Origin of the sequence: Acinetobacter sp. (assembly GCF_050285345.1) — a bacterium.
In the GTDB taxonomy this organism is placed as follows: Bacteria; Pseudomonadota; Gammaproteobacteria; order Pseudomonadales; family Moraxellaceae; genus Acinetobacter.
This window is the reverse complement of record NZ_JBLZXR010000126.1, coordinates 16,677-35,934: the sequence shown is the minus strand read 5'-3', so window position 1 is coordinate 35,934 and position 19,258 is coordinate 16,677. Positions and strand designations below refer to the sequence as shown.

Below are 19,258 nucleotides of genomic sequence, written 5' to 3'. Positions count from 1 at the left end.
GTCTAGAGGCCTAGGACATCGCCCTTTCACGGCGGTAACCGGGGTTCGAATCCCCGTAGGGACGCCATATTCAAGATGGCAACATCTTATAAAAAAGCCCAAGCATAATGACTTGGGCTTTTTTATTGTCTCAGTTTCTAAATACTTCTTGCAAATGCTTCGAATCATAAATAGCTTTCGGCGCAATCACCGTTTCATTTAAAGGAATATTTTGACCATAGCGTTGCTTCATCAACTTTTGCACTGAACTTTGTTTTAAATCAAATTGTTTTAAGTGCTGTAATGGCGCAAGCTGAATACCCAAGGCTTGGTCATAGGCTTTCCAAATAATTTCAGAACAATAGATTGCACGGTTTGACCATTCAAAATAAATATCATAAGGACGGTCGAGGTATTGCTCAGCATTTTTTACCAGCTTTTGTTTTTGGCTCACATTTAAAGGCGACTGCATTCGTTTGACCACATAATGCCCTTTTACCCCACGTGCAATCCATTTATTCAGTGAAGTATATTGAATAGGTTGTATCGCCTCTAATACCCAAGTCTGACCGTTTTTATTCACAATCATCCCCATATGACTATAAGGTGAATCAGTTGCCTGCTGAATAACTAAACTTTGCTGTGATTTTGAAATATGAAAAATAATATCCCCAGTCTGAAACTGAGGATTGGCAAATACATATGAACTGAGTCCACAAACCAACAGCATATAAATTATTTTAAACATGAATCATTTTTATCGTATCAAAACAGGATGACCCTCCACTTAGTCAGTAAAAGGATCACCCAATTAAAAATTACAGAAAATACGCAGGCTTAAATCACTTCAATCCGTCTAAGCCGATTTACGCGAATTCACCCGGCCTTTAATCACCGCAGTTAAATTGCCTTTTAAATAATTAAAGAACACTTTCAACGGTGACAGTTTTGGATTCGGCTGTTTGCCTTCACCAATGGCTTTAAACTGTGCGGCATACCAGATAATTTCCATAATCGCCATTTTATCAACCAGAGGAATACCGGTTTTAATTTTATCGACACCATAACGCACATCCTGACCTGCAATTAAGCGGTCTGCCAATGCAGTTTCCACCGCAAATGGACGCGCAATGCCGATAAATTCACACGCGCCGCTATCCAGTGCTGCATTCATACCTTCAACGGTGCGGAAGCCGCCTGTCACCATAAGGTGGCATTTCACTTCTTTACGAATTTTTGCTGCAAAATCCAAGAAATAGGCTTCACGGGCAATGGTCGATGCTTTACGTTTATTTTCCTTGGCACCAGCCATGGCTGGCGCTTCATAGGTACCGCCAGACACTTCGATCAGATCAATACCCGCTGCATCAATCGCTTTAAACACCGTGACTACATCTTCTTCAGTGATGCCGCCGCGCTGAAAATCTGCTGAATTGAGTTTTACCGAAATAATAAAATTGTCAGACGTTGCTTCGCGAACAGCTTTATAGGCTTCAAGCAAGAAGCGCATGCGATTTTCAATCGAGCCGCCCCATTGGTCGGTACGTTGATTGGTCAATGGTGATAAAAATTGGCTGATCAGATAACCATGCGCACCATGCAGTTGTACGCCTTCAAAACCAGCTTTTTCACACACCGCTGCTGCTGTAGCAAAACGCTGAATAATATCTAAAATTTCTTCTTCACACAGTGCACGTGGTGTACCAAAAGTGGTTGCCAACATTGGACTGAATGGAACAGCTGAAGGTGCAACCGTCTCTTTGTTTAAGCCTTTCGGACATTGACGCCCCGGATGCGACAGCTGCACCAATTGCACCATGCCGTATTTTTTACCAACATCAGCCCATTGCTTGAGTAAAGTCAAATCGCGTTCAGACTCAACTCCAACCACGCCCGGTTCATTTTTGGCGCGCAAATCCACCATCACGTTACCGGTAATCGCACAGCCTAAACCACCTTTGGCCCAAGCCTCATATAAGCCAAAATACAGATGGTTTGGTTGTCCTGCCATATTGGCCAGCGCCTCACTCATCGCGCCTTTAATAATGCGGTTTTTAAACTGTGTATTGCGGATTTGAATTGTTTTAGCAAGATGGCTCATGTGGTGATATCCATTATTTTAATTGATGCCTTTACTCTAATGACATTTATATGCGCGTCAATAGCAGCTAGACAATTTATATTGTCACTTTAAGTAAAGCCTGCCTTAATACTGACTAGCGGCAATTAATTTCTGCGTATATTCCGCCTGTGGATGTGAAAATAGTTGATCGGTATCCTGAAATTCAACCACTTGCGCATGACGCAGCACCAGCACTTTTTGGCACAGCGCTTTCACCACTTGCAAGTCATGACTGATAAACAAATAGCTCATACCTGTCTCTTGCTGCAACCGGCGCAACAATTTCACAATTGCACGCTGTGTGGTGCGGTCCAATGCCGAAGTCGGTTCATCCATAATCAGCACTTTTGGCTGCAGCACCAACGCCCGCGCGAGCGCAATACGCTGACGTTGCCCACCAGACAGTTCATGTGGATAGCGCTGTTTAAAACTGACTGGTAATTCCACCTGCTGTAAAGCGGCCTCAATTTTCGCGCTGATTTCTGCCGCTGAAAGTTTTTTTAAGGCCAAGCCTTCACCAATAGTCTGCTCGACATTCAAACGCGGGTTTAAGCTGCTGAACGGGTCTTGAAACACAATTTGAAAATCACTGCGTAAAGGCCGAAGCTGTTTTTCATTCAGCCGATTCAAATCCTGCCCTTGCAATAAAATTTGGCCTTCACTATCAATCAAACGTGAAACGGCCAAAGCCAAGGAACTTTTACCTGAACCGCTTTCACCGACAATGCCAATGGATTGACCTTGCTGCAACGCCATACTTAAGGGTTCAACTGCGACAAAATAATCTTTGATCCGGTTCAGTAAGCCTTGCTTGATTGGAAATCTGACGCCTAAATTTTCCAATTGCAGCAGCACAGGCTGAGTTTCAAGCTTTAGCGCTTCACCAAAATCATGATTCAGCAAATCTCGGGTATAATCCTGCTCAGGCGCAGCAAAAATCTGCTGTACACCGCCCTGTTCCACAGCCTCGCCTTTATACATCACAATCACTTGATCGGCATATTTACGCACCAGATTCAGGTCATGACTGATTAAAATCATCGCCATCTTACGGCTTTGCTGCAGTTCTTTAAGTAAATTCAGAATTTGCGCTTGCAGGGTTACATCCAGTGCTGTGGTCGGCTCATCGGCAATCAGAATCTCCGGATCCAGCGCCAAAGCCATGGCAATCATCACCCGCTGGCGCTGACCGCCAGACAGCTCATGTGGATAGCGCTTTAATTTTTCTTCAGGCTCAGGAATACCGACATCTTGTAGCAGCTGAATCACCCGCTCTCGGGCTTTGATCTTTGACCAACCACACAGCAATAGGCTTTCACCGATAATTTTTTCCACACGATGCAGAGGATTCAGCGCAGTCATCGGCTCCTGAAAAATCATCGCAATCTTTTCACCGCGGATTTTGCGCAATTGTGCTGGATTCATCGCCAATAGGTTTTGCCCGTTTAGCAGCGCCTGCCCAGTAACCTGCAGATTTTTTGGTAATAGCCCCAATATGGCTAGGCTACTGATGGATTTTCCAGAACCGCTTTCACCGACAATCGCCAGTGTTTCACCCGCCTGTAGCTCAAAATTCAAGGCCTGAACTAAAGCTTGCCTTTCATGTTCGATATGCAGCTGACTGACCGACAGAATTGGACTTTGTTGTTTTGTATTTTGCGGCATATTATTGACGTCTTGGATCAAATGCATCACGCGCCGCCTCCCCAATATAAATCAGCAATGACAACACAATCGCTAAAGTGAAAAAGCCTGACAACGCCAACCACGGCGCATTTAAATTATTTTTACCCTGCAGCAGCAGCTCACCTAATGACGCTGCATCTGGCGGCAAGCCATAGCCCAAAAAGTCCAAAGCCGTCAGTGCGGTAATATTCGCGGTCAGCATAAATGGTAGTTGTGACAGACTCGAACTCATGGCATTCGGCAGTATATGCCGGAAAATAATGGCACGATCCGACACACCCAAACTGCGCGCCGCGCGTACATAGTCAAAATTCCGCGCACGCAGGAACTCTGCACGCACCAAACCCACCAATGCCGTCCAGCCAAACAACAGCATAATCACAAATAGCCAATATACGCTTGGGGTAAACATGCTGACCAAAATCATCACCATAAACAGCATCGGCAAACCGCCCCATACTTCCAATATGCGCTGTCCAATCAGATCGACCCAACCGCCATAATAGCCTTGTACCGCACCCACAATAATGCCAAGCAATGCCGAAGCCAGCGTCAAAGCAAAGCCGAACAACAATGAGACTCTTAAACCATAGAGAATACGCGCCAAAACATCACGACCTTGATCATCGGTGCCCAACCAGTTTTGTGCGGTTGGCGCTGAAGGGACTGGCACAGCCAATTCTAAATTCGGGGTTTGATAGGAAAAATGATTGATCGGCCACAGCGCCCAGCCTTTATTATTAATCAGCTGCTGCACCGCAGGATCTTTATAATCAGCTTCGGTTTCAAATACACCGCCAAACTCTGTTTCTGGGTAGCTTTTGAATGCAGGCACATACAAGCTGCTGTCGTATTTGACCAACAGCGGCTTATCATTGGCAATCAGTTCTGCGCCAAGCGACAGTACAAAAATCACGGCAAAAATAATAAAACAGCCAAAACCCAGCTTATTTTGCTTAAAGCGCTTTAACCGCGCCTGCATAATTGGGGACATTATTTTGCTCCCCGTGATTCAAAGTTAATACGCGGGTCAATCACTTGATACAGCACATCACTGATTAAACGTAGAATTAAACCCAGCAGGGTAAAAATGAATAAAGTGCCGAAAATCACTGGATAATCACGCTGCACAATCGCCTCAAAACCCAGCAGGCCTAAGCCGTCTAAATTGAAAATAATCTCAATAAATAAATTGCCGACAAAGAAGATACCAATTAATGCTTCGGGCAAACCTGCAATCACAATCAGCATCGCATTACGAAACACATGCCCATACAGCACGCGTGACTCGGTTAAGCCTTTGGAACGTGCTGCAAGTACATATTGCTTGTTCAGCTCTTCCATAAATGAATATTTGGTTAAGTAAGTTAATCCTGCAAAACCGCCAATCACCATCGCCAGCAGCGGCAACGTCATATGCCAGAAATAATCAGTGATTTTGCCCCACAAGCTGAGTTCAGCAAAATTTTCCGACACCAAGCCCTGTAGCGGAAACCATTGAAAATAGGAACCACCAGCAAAAAATACAATCAGCAGAATGGCAAAAGCAAAGGCTGGAATGGCATAACCAACTGCCAGCAGCATCGATGTGGCTTTATCAAACAGCAAGCCATGCTGACGGGCCTTTTTAATGCCTAAGGGAATCGACACCAAATAAATCAGCAGTGTGCTCCACAGACCCAAAGACAGCGAAACTGGTAATTTCTCCCAAAGCAATTGGGTTACAGGTTTATCTTTAAAAAAACTAGTGCCAAAATCTAAAGTGGCATAACCTTTCAGCATGTGCCAAAAACGGATATGGGCCGGCTGATCAAAACCATATTGCGCTTCAATCTTTTGTACCATTTCTTCACTGAGTCCTTTGGCGCCTTGATACTTGCTGCCGCCTTGTGCGGTTTCCCCACCGCCCGCAGTTCCCATGCCCTGAAAAGCTTCAGCCTGCTGAATCGCCTGTTCCACTGGCCCACCCGGCGCAATCTGAATCACGACGAAGTTAATCAGCAGAATCGCCAGCAGTGTGGGAATAATCAGCAGCAGACGTTTTAAAATATAGGTGCCCATCATTATTATCCTTATGTTTTGGGCTTATTACTTACGCAAATAGCTAGCGACTTTCTGCGCTTGTGCAGTGTCGCTCCACCAGTAATCAATACCTGTCGATAATTTTGGCTTCACGGCCGGCTGTTTATACATGTTCCAATAGGCTAACCAGTTTTCCCCTTTGCCATAAGTCGGAATTTGATAATAACCTGCCCGCAGCAAACGGTCCAAAGCACGCGTGCGCATCACCAAAGCCTGCCGGTCTGGCGCACGAATCACCTGCTCAACCATTGCATCAATTGCGGGATTCTTAATACCTGCATAGTTATAATTGCCCGGCTGGTCTGCCGAGGCGCTGCCCCAAAATTGCGCCTGTTCATTGCCCGGGCTTAAGGACTGCGGCATCACACTGGTGGTCATATCAAAATCTTTGCTGCGCATGCGCTCGATGTATTGCGGCACATCCACTTGGCGGATATTCACCTGTATGCCCAAACGCTTCATATTGCGCACGAAGGGCATCAAGGTACGCTGTAAGCCTTCCTGATGAATCAGAAATTCAATTTGAATCGGCTGGCCTTTTTTGTCCAACAATTGACCACTTTTATATTTGTAGCCTGCATTGAGCAGCAGTTGGCGTGCCGTCAGCAGGTTATTGCGATTAAATCCGCTGGCATCTGAAACGGGATATTTCCAGTTTTTCAACACCCCTGCACGCTGCACAGAATCCAATTTCGGCAGCAGCGGTTTCAGCACCGCCAGCTCTGCGGCTGAAGGTGTTCCTTTAGCTTCCAACTCACTGTTGGCAAAATAACTTTGCAAACGCGTGTATTGCCCATAAAACAGCGCTTTATTCTGCCATTCAAAATCATAAGCATAGGTCAGCGCCTGACGCAGGCGGATATCCTGAAACGGATTGCGGCGGGTATTAAAGACAAAACTTTGCGTGGCAATCGGATTACTGTGCTTAAAGCGGTATTTCACCACCATGCCGGCTTTGACTGCGGGAAAGTTATATTCCGTCACCCATTTGCGCGCAGTATATTCTTCATGCAAAGTATATTGCCCAGACTTAAAGCCCTCAAAGGCGATGTCCAAGCTGCGGTAATACACGTATTTTAGGCGGTCAAAGTTATAACGACCTTTGTTGACGGGTAAATCTTTAGCCCAGTAATTGGGATTGCGTTTAAAACTGAGACTGCGCCCTGCATCAATGCGGTCTAAGAGATAAGGGCCAGAACCCAAAATTGGCTGTATGGTTACGCGGGTGAAGTCTTTTTTGGCCCAGTCATTTTTCGAATAGATCGGCATCTGCGACAAAATCAGCGGCATTTCCGCATTATTGTCCGATTTAAAGCTCATTTTGACTTGATGCTTGGAGAGCACTTCGGTTTTAGCCAAATCTGCCAAATACATTTGCAGGCCCGGATTAGATTTAGTCTGGTAGGCATCAAAGCTGAATTTGACATCTTCTGCTGTTACGGGTGAACCGTCACTGAATTTGGCTTTGGGATTCAGATGAAAAATCACATAAGCGGTTTTCTTTGGGTCAAAGGTCGCACTGGTCGCCAGCAGCGGATACATCACCCCCGGCTCATCCAGCGAGCTACTCATTAAGGAATCAAAGAGATAACTGACGCCATCCGCCGCACTGCCTTTACCATTCATGCTGTTTAAATTATCAAAAGTGCCGTTGCTGGCAGTGCTAAGATAACCGCCTTTAGGCGCACTGGCATTGGCATAGGGCATGGCCGGCAAAGAGGCATACAGCGGCGTACTATGCAGCGCGATATAAGGCGTGGTCTGCACTGCAGCCCACGTCCCTTGCGTTAAAACTGCTCCAATTGCCAGCACATAAGGATTGATCTTGGCTAATAAAATATTCACAGTGCTCCCTGCGGTGTTCTGGCTTTAGTTCGGCACTTTAATCACATCGCCAATCCGCAACTGTGCAGAAGGTTTTAAGTCATTCATTTCTGCCAATGTAGACGACTCCATCCCGTAACGGCTTGCCAGACCAATCAAGGTATCACCACGTTTAATACGATATTCGACAATTATTTTCGGCACTTGCAAATTTTGGCCTACACGCAGCCCAGCCCGCGGACTTAAGTTATTCAATTCCGCAAGGTCTGCAACACTCATCCCAACACGATTGGCAATCGAGTTCAGCGACTCACCAGATTTCACGCTATAACTTTCAGTATTACCAGCTTTAATCGAATTGGTTGCTGCTTTAGTTTCAGCCTTTTTGCTCTCTGCTACTTTGCCCGTTACATTTTCAGGCAGATCACCCTCAACTTTTAAACGCTGACCAACACGAATAGCGCTGTTGGTTTTTAATCCATTTAATTCAGCCAAATAACTTAATTGCAAATGGTATTTTTGCGCAATCAGCCCCAGTGTTTCACCAGATTTCACTACATGAATATCACTGATTTCAGCACTACTATTACGGTTCGTACTTTTCACTTCTGACTTCGCAACTGCTTTGACTGGTTCAATTTCACCAGTTAATTTTAGCTTTTGACCTACGCGAACACCTGCTGTGCGTTCAATTCCATTGAGATTTGCCACATAGTCCATACCTAAATTATAGCGACTGGCAATTCCTGTTAAGGTATCTCCTGATTGCACCACATAACTGTCTGGGATCGATGCACCTGCGGGCACTTTAATACTTTGACCGATCATCAAGCCACTATTGGTCGAAAGATCATTTAAATTCGCCAATTCAGACAGACTAATTTTTGACTGCGCTGCAATACTGTACAAGGTATCACCGCGTTGCACCTTATAACTTTCAACTTTATAAGCAGGTTCAACTTTAACGCTATCAATACGATTGGTAACTTTGCTTTCAAGCTTTTCAGTTTTATTGTCAGCATCTACGGTATTTAATGGCACATTAATTTTTTGTCCCACCAATAAACTACTTCCCGCAGTCAGACCCGAGGTTAAATCGGCTAACTCTTGATTCGACAAGGCATAACGGTCAGCAATCAACTTTAAATATTCACCGCGTTTGACCACATAAGTTTTAGTCTGAACTTTAGGTATTTTATCAGCCACCTGCATTGCAGCTGCCTTTTTATCAGCCTCTAATTTTGCTTTTGAAGCTGGCGTTTCTTTTAACGATAATCTTTGCCCAACAAATAGACCGCTCGTGGTATTTAAGCCATTAAAGTCGGCAAGTTGTTTGGTACTTAAACCAAACTGGCTCGCGACGCTTGTTAAGCTGTCATTGGCTTTGACTACATAACTTTCTGGGACAGTTTTCGCTTTAGATTCTTCATTATTTTGGACAATGGGTTTTGCATCATACAAATAAATCGTTGTACCGACATACAAGGTCGAATCTGGCGAAATTTGGTTCCAAGCTGCAATATCACGCCAGTTCACCCCATTTTTCATGGCAATCAAAGCTAAGGTATCGCCAGCCAAAACTGTATAGGTGCTACGCTTGCCTTTAGGTGGTACAACGACCACTTCTGATTCTGTGCGAATGACATTTTTACCTTGGTTACGCTTGGCTTCTTCTGAGTCCGCCTTGGTATTCTCAGCCACACTTTTCGGGTAGGAGAAACCTTTGGTCAGCTCTTTGCCTTGTTCATCTGCAATCGATTGGCTGGTTTGAATCGCAGTTAATTTAATTTTGCCATCATAAGGATCCACAATTTCTGTGCCCTTTGGTGCAATCGCTTTGATTTCTTGCACCACTTCTTCTTGTTCAGCCTTCGATGCAACAGGTTTCAAAACTTCATCAACGGTTTTGTTGTCACCTTCTGCTTGAATTGCCGCCATAATCTGTTCACGTTCTTTTGAACTTAACGGCGGCTCTACAGAAACTGCTTTTACCGTCGTTGTCGGCGTAACTGCAACAGGGATACGTGGCGCACTTGGAATATCACTATTCGATGCAAATGCAGCCAAAGCCGATGAACCCGTTGGCGTTGTCACTTTTTTCGTTGTTGTACTTGCTGTAATTGCAGGCTGAGTCGTTGTCGTAACTGTAGGTTTTGTAGTGGTCGTTAAAGTTGGTGGTGTGGTTTTCGATGGTTGAATGGTTTTAGTATTCAACTCAGGTGGCGTGGCACGTGATGGCGTAATTGCAACATTATTTTTCGGTAAATTTGGAGTTGCATTACTTGCCCAATAGCCAGATGAACCACCGGCTTGTAATTTTTTCAAACGTGCATCTACAGATGGACTGATATCTGCAGGAATCAAAATACGCATCGGGCTACTGCTATCAATCACATCACCACGATGACCTGGGTTTAATGAATACAATTCAGCACGGCTTAAACCGGTAATTGACGAAATTTCATTGAGATTCGCGGGCCCCACGGCCACTTCACGGAAGTGAGGACGGTTGGCAATTGGCGGTAAACTTACCCCATAAGCACTAGGGTTTTTAATGATTTGTGCAACCGCCAAGAAACGTGGTACATAGTTCATGGTCTCTTGCGGTAATTTTAATGACCAATAATCTGTCGGTAAGCCTGCTGCACGGTTACGGTTAATTGCCTGTTGAATACGGCCCGGCCCGGCATTATAAGATGCCAATGCCAGCTCCCATGAACCAAACTGGTTATGCAACGCCCCTAAAAACTCATAGGCTGCACGTGTCGATTCCACTACATCACGGCGACCATCATATAAAGAAGTTTGTTTTAACCCATAAATACGACCAGTACTTGGAATAAACTGCCATAAACCGGCGGCTGCTGCACTACTGGTTGCGGCAGGATCGTATGAACTTTCAATCACTGGCAATAAAGCCAATTCGGTCGGTAAACCACGACGTTCTGCTTCTTTTACTGTGTGATAAAGATAACGTGACGCACGCGCACTTAAACGGTCAATATACGGTTGACGTGAAATAAACCAACCTCGCTGTGCTTCAATACGAGTATCCCAATGATTCAAATCCATTTTGAAACCTACGGTCATACGTTTCCATACATCACCGTGTTTCAGTACTAAAAGACGATCCCCTTCCACCGCACGCATGTCAGTTGCAGAAAGTAAATCTTCCAAACTATCTAAACTGTTCGCATCTAAGTAGCCTGATGAACCAACCATTTTCGACTTCGATGCGTCTGTTGCACTCGAAGATGATGAACAGCCCGTTAAGCCTAAAGCGGCTAACGCTGAACCCAGTACTGTAATTTTAAATAATGATGGGAAATTAGGCTGACACCAGATTGTGGTTGGTTTATACATAAAAAAATCCAAACAACTCGTATAAAATTTATTTTTTAGATATGCCATTGTAGTGAAGCGGTACGCAGACACAAGGCGTTAATTTAACGCTATTTCAGTATAAATGTTACAAGAAATTAAAAAAATCACCCTAAATGGATTCTTCAAGGTCATTTGCGTTATACAATACTCCGTTCAGATTGAAATTTTGTCCGGATTTGATTTATGTCTCAAACAATCACACTTTATGTTGATGGTGCATGTCGCGGCAACCCAGGTTTAGGTGGTTGGGGAGCGTATATCATTCGTGACTCCGGCGAAGAAAAACTCTGCGGTGGTGAAGAAAATACCACCAATAATCGTATGGAACTGACTGCAGCAATCGAAGGCATTAAACATTGTCCAACCGATGCCAAACTAATTATTTGGACCGACTCTAAGTATGTGAAACAAGGCATTACCGAATGGATTCATGGTTGGAAAAAGAAAAGCTGGAAAGACGTTAAAAATCCAGATCTTTGGAAGCTCCTCGATGCGACTTGTCAGGGCCGTGAAATTGAATGGAACTGGATTAAAGGTCATGCTGGACATGCGGGCAATGAAATGGCCGATCAATTGGCCAATCTAGGTGCAGACAAAACCTTGGAACAACTGAAAAAAGCACCTGCAGCAGTAGAAGCCCCTAAAAAAAAAGCTGAACCCGATTGGCTATTGAATGATCCCTTCGGCTTAGAGTTCGCCGATAGTGAAGAGGATGAAGAATTAGCACTTGAAGACAGCACTCTTCAAGTTGAAGCTTCTTTAACGCCTGAAAACTCAGTCAATCGCATTGATAGCGAAGCTGAACATGTAGAAATTGAAATCGCACCCGCAGCAACTGAGCCAGCAAAGAATACTGAACTGCATCCCATGATTGTCATTACCCCAGCAACGATTGATATGTCAGGGCCACGACAATTGATACTCGATACCGAAACCACGGGGTTCTATTTCCAAGACGGCGACCGCATTATTGAAGTTGGTGCTGTGGAAATGATCAACCGCAAACTGACTGGTGGTTCGATTCATATCTACATCAATCCAAAAAAAACCGTGGGCGATTCAGTCAATGTCCACGGGATTACCGATGAGTTTTTACAAGATAAACCTGAATATCATGAAATTGCAGATGTTCTATTCGACTATTTAAAAGGCGCAGAAATTATTGCGCATAACGCTACCTTCGATATGAACTTCCTCAACATGGAGTTCAAGCGTGCAGGTTTCGTGGCATTATCTGAAGTCTGTGAAGTTACTGATACCTTGGCCATGGCCAAAGCCAAACATCCAGGCCAGAAAAACTCTCTCGATGCTTTAGTTCGTCGCTATGAAATTCCACAACGTGACCGTACCTTCCACGGTGCATTACTCGATGCGGAAATCCTGTCGGATGTCTATCTTGCCATGACCGGTGGTCAGGTATCTTTTGATATTGATGCCCTGACCCACAGCCACAATGAAGATGGTTCACAATCACGCGCAGCCTTGGAAATTGAACTCCCAATCATCTTGCCTTCAAGTGAGGAACTTGAAGCACATGAGACATGGGTCAAACAATTCGAAGAGAAACATGGCACACCTTGCCTTTTTGCGAAATAAAAACTCAATTTCGTGTTACTTTTTGTATTTAAACAATTCAGACATACGTTATAGTAAAACCATAAACATGAGCCGCCTTAACAGGCGGTTTATAAACAAGATAAAACATCTAGGAAAGGTGCAGATACATGTCTTACCAAACCTCTATTCATTTTGATCCAACGGCTTTGCTGATAATAAAAAATGAGGTTGATAACTCGATTAAGTTAGTCGAATCAGCAGTCAGTACCTTAGTTGAAGATCAAACTTTACCATTTGGGATTGACGATGCACTGATTCAGTTTGAACAATGTGCTCAAGTATTAGCTTTAGTCGATATGCCAAGTCTGGCAAAAATCGCGCAATATTCAGCAGAGTTAATGCGTAAGATCATGGGGAATCCAACACAAATTAACACGCAAGATGTCATCGCGCTGAGCGAAGGCACGACTATGCTGAAACGCTATATCGAATTCATCTGTCTACGCGAAGTCAAAATTCCACAGTTCTTGCTCGATAGCTTAAACCGTCTAGAACTTGCGCTCGGCAAACCGGTCACCTCTGAAGGTCAGCATATTGAATCCCTATTGGGTTGCATTACTCCTGACTTTGAATTGCCACAAGCGCCAACACTTGAAAAATCAAAATATGTGCATCGCTTGTATAAACTGGCGTTGAATAAATTGATCAAGCAAGAAGAAGGTGAACTTGACCTACAAGCGATTAAACTTGTGGGTACTTATCTTGCAGGTTTGTCAGAAAAATATCCAAGTAAGCAATACTGGAATTTGGTTTTTGTGGCTTTCAATCAAATTGACCAAATTTTAATTACCGATGCGCGTCTGCGTACCTTGGTCAACATTGAACGTCATATGTCGCAATTCTTTGCTGCGAATGATCGTTTCAAAGCCAGCATTACTGATTTGGCCAATGTCTTAAGTCTTTGTATTAGCCAAGAAGATGATATTTCACATCATATTCGTGGCAAGCTAAATATTGGTGAAGACTTACTGACCGATACACAATTACAGGTATTCAGCCGTCATTTGTATGGCCCTGATTTTGACACCATGCACACCATTGGTGAATTGGTGACTGCCGAAATGACTCAAGTCCGTAATGATATTGAGTTCAACTATCAAAATATGACGCCAGAAAAAACCATTGAACTGCAAAACAAGTTGAATGAACTGGCAAATATTTTCAAAGTGCTTAACCTGAATGAAGCGCATCACGACTTATCTCGTCAAGCAGCGTCATTAGGTCAAACTGAGATCTTGCAAGATGAAAATTTTGCGCAGCAGTTAATGAATACAATTTTATCTGCAATGAACTCGATTGGAGTACTGGAACGTCACCACACTTCGAGCCGTTTACAACTTCGTGTCAATAACATGAATATCTCGCTTGACCGTTTAGATGAAGCACATGCTGCACTGTTAAATGAAACCAAAATTTTAATTGATGCGGCAAGTCAGTCTTTGGCGCAATATTTACAGCATCAGGATCTTGCTCAGCTTGAAACCACCGCTGCTCAATGCCGCGAAATTGGTGGTGCAATGCTGTTCTTAAATGCCGATGCAGCACGCAATGCCCTCAATACAACCGCGCGGTTCATTGAGAGTCGTGTTGAATCTTCAACTGACATTGAAGCAGATGAAGTAAATGCTGCATTGGATTCATTGGCAAGTGCAGATATGCTGATTGACAATTTAAAGAACAAACAACCTGTATTGCACAGCATGTTTAAGGTAGCATTGGACAGTAGCCAAAAACTGAAAACTGCAGCAGCCTAATGTCTAAATTATCACTTGCGTATATCTTCAAACAACAGCAATTGCTGGTCGATGAAAACTTTCAACTGCCTCAAGTTGAACAACTTGCAAGTGATTTAAATATCGGTACGGGTGATCAAGTGATTGCCCGTGACCTTCTCGAACATGAGTCCATTCCTGAAGGCTTACAACTCATTCCTATTCGCCAACTGCTGCAACTGTGGAATGTTCAACAATTTGAACAGGCCAGCCGTGCAATTCAACTGTTAGAATGGCGTCGTAATCACAAATTTTGTAGTCACTGTGGCACTGCGACACAAGTCCATGCCTCTGAATATGCCATGATCTGCCCTGCCTGTGGTTATCACCAATACCCGCGCGTCAATCCATGTATCATTACGGTGATTACCCGTGGTAAAGATGAAATTTTACTCGCTAAAAATGCCAAAAATACCCGTGATATGTACGGCTTAATTGCAGGTTTTGTCGAAGTCGGTGAAACCTTAGAAGAAGCGGTACGACGTGAAACTAAGGAAGAAGTTGGTCTAAAGGTGAATAATATTCAGTATCTTGCCAGCCAACCTTGGCCCTTTCCAAGTAACTTGATGATTGCCTTTAAAGCCGAATATGTGTCGGGTGAACTGCAATTACAGGAAGAAGAAATCAGCGATGCTGCGTTCTTTAAGTTTGATGCATTACCTAATATTCCATTCAAAGGCAGTATTGCGCACTCGATGATTATGCATGTCATTCATGGCAGTGCGGTTGCCGATGATACTCAAGCATGGCTATAAGCTACCTCTTTTGAACATAAAAAACCGCAACTGAAATTGCGGTTTTTTATTGCTTTAGACACAGGTTTAACGCGGACTGATTTCATCCAGTACCCGCATAATTTCTGCTTTGGTTTTAAAGAATCGGCTAAATAAACTCGAAACAGAACCAATCATGGTGATATGGCCAACCCGTGGAATTTGAATGAGTTGGCTATGATTCCCCAATGCTTTCAACTTCTGATCCAAATCTTCACTATTACTAAAACCCACAATATCGTCTTTATCCGCAGTGAATAAATAGTGCTTGATTTGATTTTGCTCAACAAAATAATACGGCATCACTTGTTGATACGGTACGTTTTGATCAAAAGCCTCCGCACAGATAGGATCGCCCTTATAATCAAAATGATATGGCCCTGCCAAACCGACAATTGCACGGATATTTTCACGCACTTGTAGTGTATAAGGTCTTGGATGATACAGCGCAGACATAACATTAAATGCCCCTGCCGAATGCCCCATTAACACCAAATTTTCCACTTCAATTTGCAGTTTTTGCTGCGACTGGGTGAGATAATTCAGCGCTAAACTCAAATCATCGATCGATGCAGGGAAAATATACTCTGGTGCAAGGTGATAGTTAATCACCGCCACATCAAAGCCTTCTTTGGCGAAAGCTTCACCAATAAAGCCATAATCTTTTTTATCACCGTGCATCCACGCGCCACCATGTACAAATACAATCAGCGGACGTTTGATCCGTGGCTGAATCGCCCGGTACAAATCTAGACGATGACGCGCCTTCAGCCCATACGCAATATTATTTTGGACGCTATAACCTTGGCGTGGCGTTAATCGGTTTAGGGCATAACTGCCAAAATCATAAATACGAAAATCGCGATATAAAGATTTTACCAACTCCAGACGGTGCTGGAGTTGTTTGGACCATTGATTCATTTTACTGGACATCATTTACAGCAGATTATTGAGCATAATTAGGATCGACGGCATCTGGATCTATTGCTACTGGGGTTTGCACCTCAGGTTGGACATTACCCACAGCGGGTGTGGTATAGCTCGAGTTAAAACTACGTGCTTGCGGATTTGGATTTTCATCGACATTGTCAATTAAGGTCACAATACGCGTAACATTTCCAACTTGTTGCAAAACTTGATTGAGATCATTCACTTCCGCAGTATTTAAACGTCCCATCACATACAGCACAGCATCTTCGGTATGAATATGCACTTTACTGTCAGAAACAATCGGTGCTTTCATAATCAAGCCACGCGTGTTCGCTGTTACCGCAGTGTCTTGCATGATGGTGTTATAACTAATCTGATTACCCACGCTAATGTAATTATGTACCGTTTTTACATCACTCATCGAACGGACATTTTCCTCAGCCAATTCTTTTAAGTGATTATCAGGAACTTGACCGGTTAACAACACATTGCCATGAAAACTTTCTATATTGACACGGGACTGTTTAAAACGGCTGTCCAATTTATATAAATTAATTTTTGCAGTTCGAACAATGGAAGAGTCAATAAAAACTTGTCCCAAAGAGCGTGCACCACTATCTGTTCCTACAGGTGCTGTACCCGTTCCACTTGAAATAAAACTCGCACAACCAGATAAACTTGCGACACAAAGCATCGTTATTGCAATACGCTTAACCACTCAGCACGACTCCTCAATTTTTTCACACGTATTTTTCTATGCATTTACACAGTTTGTTTTATCAGAGATTAATCAACTCTTGATCAAAAGTAAAAGCATTTTCAATCCATTGCTGATCATACGGGTATTTGGAAAAGTCTTGCTGTAGTGTTTTTGCAAAGTGTTGATAAAAATCAAAACAAATCACATCAAAGCGGCAATAATAATTTTGAAAATGTGACTGTTCATTTAAAAAATGCAACGCTGTCTTCATCATTTTACGTTGTTTGTGTATTGAGATGGTTTCCACCGCCTGCGCATAACGCGTGGTCGAGCGTGCTTTAACTTCAATAAACACCAAATCTTGCTCGCGCTGTACAATCAGATCTATCTCGCCATAGCGACTATGAAAATTACATTCAACGAGATGATATCCACTTTGTTCAGCCCAGAAGCGCGCTTGCTGCTCTGCCCATTGACCTAAATTCAGCATCAGTTTTGTCCCATGTTTTAAGTCACAACCGGCACAATGCCTTTTTTACTGCGCTGATAACAATGCGGAATCCGTTGAATAGTATTTTGATTGATTTTAATCAGACCAGTACGCCCCTGAAATTCAATACTTTTCAGTTTAGGCTCTTGTAAATACTGCTTTGCAATATGCCAAGTATCGCCACCAAAGGCCAATAGCCGTTGATAAGGCATGTCCACAGGGTTCTGCTGATAAGCACGTAACACATCCGTCCAGCCAACATCATAAAGCGCAGGCGCATCACAGAACTGAATACCGATTGGCAAAGGCTTATTGGCTTCAATCGCATTGGCTAAGGTATAAATTTTTGACTTCGGTAATTTAGGCTGACGATTCAACCACTCATTATTTCCCAATAATAATAAGCCCTGATTCTTACGCAATTTGACTGGTGGCTCTTCAATCACTTGCACAGGGATAGAACTTTGGCTCAACAGAGACATCAGCATCAATTCATGTTCAGCTTCTGTTCCTTGCTGTCGCAGCACTAGCACTTCCTGAACTTTATCTTTGGTAAATAAACCTTGTAAGGCTAAAGCATCGTCATGTTTCGACAGACTATATTGCCAAACATTGGCGATTTGACTGGTGGTTTCATTTAACGCCAACACTCGAACTTTAGGCTTCGCCTTGACCAAAGCTTCAACTTCTTGACGAGCTAAAGGCCCAATCACCAACTCGGTTTTTTTATTGACGTGCTTTTTCAGTAAGGTCGAGATTTTTTTCTGATTGGAATCAATATATTTAATGGGTACTTTGTAATCTGATGACTGATATGCGCTGTCCAATCCCTGCTTAATACTGGACGCTGCTCGCGCCATTGGGCCTGATTCGGGTAGAATGACCAGAACATCTGCTTGCGCTGCTGTAAATACACTGCTTAGCAAGCAAAGACCTATTATTTTGTTCTTATTATCCAACATGGAGAAACCTATGAGTGCTCAGTTATTTGTTGTTGCAACTCCAATCGGGCACTTAGATGATATTAGTTATCGTGCAATTGAGGTATTGAAGTCGGTTAAAATTATTGCCGCTGAGGATACACGAACTTCGGCGCAATTACTTAAACATTTTAGTATCAATACGCCGCTCACCGCTTGCCACGATCATAACGAAAGTAACAAAATCGATCAGTTAATTGAACGCCTTGAAAAAGGTGAAAATATGGCGCTGATTAGTGATGCAGGTACACCATTAATCAGTGACCCAGGCTTTAAATTGGTCCGCGCTGCACAAGAAAAAAATATCCGCGTCATTCCAGTACCAGGTGCATGTGCTGCTATTGCTGCACTAAGTGCTGTCGGCCTACCGAGTGACCGTTTCAGTTTCGAGGGTTTCTTACCTTCTAAACAGTCGCAACGGCTTTTAGCACTAGAAAAACTCAAAGATGAAACACAAACTATGATTATCTATGAAGCACCGCATCGTATTGTGGACTGCTTAAAAGATATGGCCGAGGTTTTTGGTGCAGATCGCTCTGTGGGTTTTGCCCGTGAAATTACCAAAACCTTTGAAACCATCAAAAAGATGACTTTAGGTGAATTGGTTTCATTTGTAGAATCTGATCACAATCAACAAAAAGGCGAAATCGTGTTGGTGATTGGTGGTGCGACTGAAGAAAAAGACATGGAGCAAGAAAAACTGGATAAATTGCTGACACGTTTATTGCAGGATTTATCGGTCAAAGCTGCATCGCAATTGGCAGCCGACTTAACTGGGATTAAAAAGAAAGTAGCTTATCAACGCGCTTTAGAGCTTACTCAAAATAAAGATAAAGAATAAATAAAATAGCTTAAGTACACTAAGATCATGACGATTTTAGTGTGCTTGGCATTTAAAAATGAATACTTAGACACAATA

Annotated in this window: 15 protein-coding genes; 4 read left to right on the top strand and 11 right to left on the bottom strand. The window is 43.3% G+C overall.

The genetic code is table 11. The features are described from left to right. Nucleotides 1–130 precede the first annotated feature (130 nt). The 7 genes from ACN6OV_RS11315 to ACN6OV_RS11285 form a co-directional block, all read right to left on the bottom strand. Entirely contained in the window at nucleotides 131–727 is a 597-nt protein-coding gene (locus ACN6OV_RS11315) for a YiiX family permuted papain-like enzyme (RefSeq protein ID WP_427953009.1), read from the bottom strand. Between the two features lie 108 nt (nucleotides 728–835). Further along, entirely contained in the window at nucleotides 836–2,080 is a 1,245-nt protein-coding gene (locus ACN6OV_RS11310; RefSeq protein WP_427953007.1) for an NADH:flavin oxidoreductase/NADH oxidase family protein, read from the bottom strand. A gap of 105 nt (nucleotides 2,081–2,185) precedes the next feature. Beyond that, nucleotides 2,186–3,793 (bottom strand): ABC transporter ATP-binding protein, encoded by a 1,608-nt coding sequence (locus tag ACN6OV_RS11305; RefSeq protein ID WP_427953017.1) that lies wholly within the window; start codon nucleotides 3,791–3,793, stop codon nucleotides 2,186–2,188. Continuing rightward, a complete protein-coding gene (locus ACN6OV_RS11300; RefSeq protein ID WP_427953005.1) occupies nucleotides 3,768–4,781 on the bottom strand; it encodes an ABC transporter permease in 1,014 nt (337 codons plus the stop codon). The genes ACN6OV_RS11305 and ACN6OV_RS11300 overlap by 26 nt, the downstream gene beginning before the upstream one ends. Beyond that, complete coding sequence (locus ACN6OV_RS11295; RefSeq protein WP_427953015.1) at nucleotides 4,781–5,848, bottom strand: microcin C ABC transporter permease YejB; 1,068 nt, start codon at nucleotides 5,846–5,848, stop codon at nucleotides 4,781–4,783. The genes ACN6OV_RS11300 and ACN6OV_RS11295 overlap by 1 nt, the downstream gene beginning before the upstream one ends. Nucleotides 5,849–5,875: 27 nt before the next feature. Continuing rightward, nucleotides 5,876–7,708 (bottom strand): extracellular solute-binding protein, encoded by a 1,833-nt coding sequence (locus ACN6OV_RS11290; RefSeq protein WP_427953013.1) that lies wholly within the window; start codon nucleotides 7,706–7,708, stop codon nucleotides 5,876–5,878. A 30-nt stretch (nucleotides 7,709–7,738) separates the two neighbouring features. Beyond that, the gene (locus tag ACN6OV_RS11285; protein ID WP_427953003.1) at nucleotides 7,739–11,056 is read right to left on the bottom strand and encodes a LysM peptidoglycan-binding domain-containing protein; all 3,318 of its coding nucleotides are present in this window, start codon (nucleotides 11,054–11,056) and stop codon (nucleotides 7,739–7,741) included. 204 nt (nucleotides 11,057–11,260) lie between these two features. On the opposite strand from ACN6OV_RS11285, the gene dnaQ reads away from it, so the two are divergent. The 3 genes from dnaQ (at nucleotide 11,261) to nudC (ending at nucleotide 15,221) form a co-directional block, all read left to right on the top strand. Next, the gene (gene dnaQ, locus ACN6OV_RS11280; protein WP_427953001.1) at nucleotides 11,261–12,673 is read left to right on the top strand and encodes a DNA polymerase III subunit epsilon; all 1,413 of its coding nucleotides are present in this window, start codon (nucleotides 11,261–11,263) and stop codon (nucleotides 12,671–12,673) included. A 128-nt stretch (nucleotides 12,674–12,801) separates the two neighbouring features. After that, complete coding sequence (locus ACN6OV_RS11275; protein WP_427952999.1) at nucleotides 12,802–14,448, top strand: chemotaxis protein; 1,647 nt, start codon at nucleotides 12,802–12,804, stop codon at nucleotides 14,446–14,448. After that, nucleotides 14,448–15,221: an NAD(+) diphosphatase gene (gene nudC / locus ACN6OV_RS11270; protein WP_427952997.1), complete on the top strand. Its 774-nt coding sequence runs from the start codon at nucleotides 14,448–14,450 to the stop codon at nucleotides 15,219–15,221. The genes ACN6OV_RS11275 and nudC overlap by 1 nt, the downstream gene beginning before the upstream one ends. A 66-nt stretch (nucleotides 15,222–15,287) precedes the next feature. Here the strand turns inward: nudC and ACN6OV_RS11265 are convergent, their stop codons facing one another. The 4 genes from ACN6OV_RS11265 to ACN6OV_RS11250 form a co-directional block, all read right to left on the bottom strand. After that, on the bottom strand, nucleotides 15,288–16,172 hold the full coding sequence (locus tag ACN6OV_RS11265; RefSeq protein WP_427953011.1) for an alpha/beta hydrolase: 885 nt from the start codon (nucleotides 16,170–16,172) through the stop codon (nucleotides 15,288–15,290). Nucleotides 16,173–16,185: 13 nt separating this feature from the next. Beyond that, complete coding sequence (locus ACN6OV_RS11260) at nucleotides 16,186–16,887, bottom strand: BON domain-containing protein (RefSeq protein WP_427952995.1); 702 nt, start codon at nucleotides 16,885–16,887, stop codon at nucleotides 16,186–16,188. Nucleotides 16,888–16,948: 61 nt separating this feature from the next. Further along, nucleotides 16,949–17,359 carry a YraN family protein gene (locus ACN6OV_RS11255; protein WP_427952993.1) on the bottom strand — a complete coding sequence of 137 codons (411 nt, stop codon included), beginning with the start codon at nucleotides 17,357–17,359 and terminating at the stop codon, nucleotides 16,949–16,951. A gap of 17 nt (nucleotides 17,360–17,376) precedes the next feature. After that, complete coding sequence (locus ACN6OV_RS11250) at nucleotides 17,377–18,321, bottom strand: penicillin-binding protein activator (protein WP_427952991.1); 945 nt, start codon at nucleotides 18,319–18,321, stop codon at nucleotides 17,377–17,379. Between the two features lie 10 nt (nucleotides 18,322–18,331). Here ACN6OV_RS11250 and rsmI point away from each other — a divergent pair, with 10 nt between their 5' ends. Next, nucleotides 18,332–19,180 (top strand): 16S rRNA (cytidine(1402)-2'-O)-methyltransferase, encoded by an 849-nt coding sequence (gene rsmI / locus ACN6OV_RS11245; protein WP_427952989.1) that lies wholly within the window; start codon nucleotides 18,332–18,334, stop codon nucleotides 19,178–19,180. Nucleotides 19,181–19,258 lie beyond the last annotated feature (78 nt).

Excerpts from the sequence above, each read along its gene's own strand:
- ACN6OV_RS11310 (WP_427953007.1), bottom strand. The coding sequence starts at position 2,080 with ATGAGCCATCTTGCTAAAACAATTCAAATCCGCAATACACAGTTTAAA.
- ACN6OV_RS11255 (WP_427952993.1), bottom strand. The coding sequence starts at position 17,359 with ATGCTGAATTTAGGTCAATGGGCAGAGCAGCAAGCGCGCTTCTGGGCT.
- nudC (WP_427952997.1), top strand. The coding sequence starts at position 14,448 with ATGTCTAAATTATCACTTGCGTATATCTTCAAACAACAGCAATTGCTG.
- rsmI (WP_427952989.1), top strand. The coding sequence starts at position 18,332 with ATGAGTGCTCAGTTATTTGTTGTTGCAACTCCAATCGGGCACTTAGAT.
- ACN6OV_RS11315 (WP_427953009.1), bottom strand. The coding sequence starts at position 727 with ATGTTTAAAATAATTTATATGCTGTTGGTTTGTGGACTCAGTTCATAT.
- ACN6OV_RS11275 (WP_427952999.1), top strand. The coding sequence starts at position 12,802 with ATGTCTTACCAAACCTCTATTCATTTTGATCCAACGGCTTTGCTGATA.
- ACN6OV_RS11300 (WP_427953005.1), bottom strand. The coding sequence starts at position 4,781 with ATGTCCCCAATTATGCAGGCGCGGTTAAAGCGCTTTAAGCAAAATAAG.
- ACN6OV_RS11285 (WP_427953003.1), bottom strand. The coding sequence starts at position 11,056 with ATGTATAAACCAACCACAATCTGGTGTCAGCCTAATTTCCCATCATTA.
- dnaQ (WP_427953001.1), top strand. The coding sequence starts at position 11,261 with ATGTCTCAAACAATCACACTTTATGTTGATGGTGCATGTCGCGGCAAC.
- ACN6OV_RS11305 (WP_427953017.1), bottom strand. The coding sequence starts at position 3,793 with ATGCATTTGATCCAAGACGTCAATAATATGCCGCAAAATACAAAACAA.
- ACN6OV_RS11250 (WP_427952991.1), bottom strand. The coding sequence starts at position 18,321 with ATGTTGGATAATAAGAACAAAATAATAGGTCTTTGCTTGCTAAGCAGT.
- ACN6OV_RS11295 (WP_427953015.1), bottom strand. The coding sequence starts at position 5,848 with ATGGGCACCTATATTTTAAAACGTCTGCTGCTGATTATTCCCACACTG.
- ACN6OV_RS11265 (WP_427953011.1), bottom strand. The coding sequence starts at position 16,172 with ATGTCCAGTAAAATGAATCAATGGTCCAAACAACTCCAGCACCGTCTG.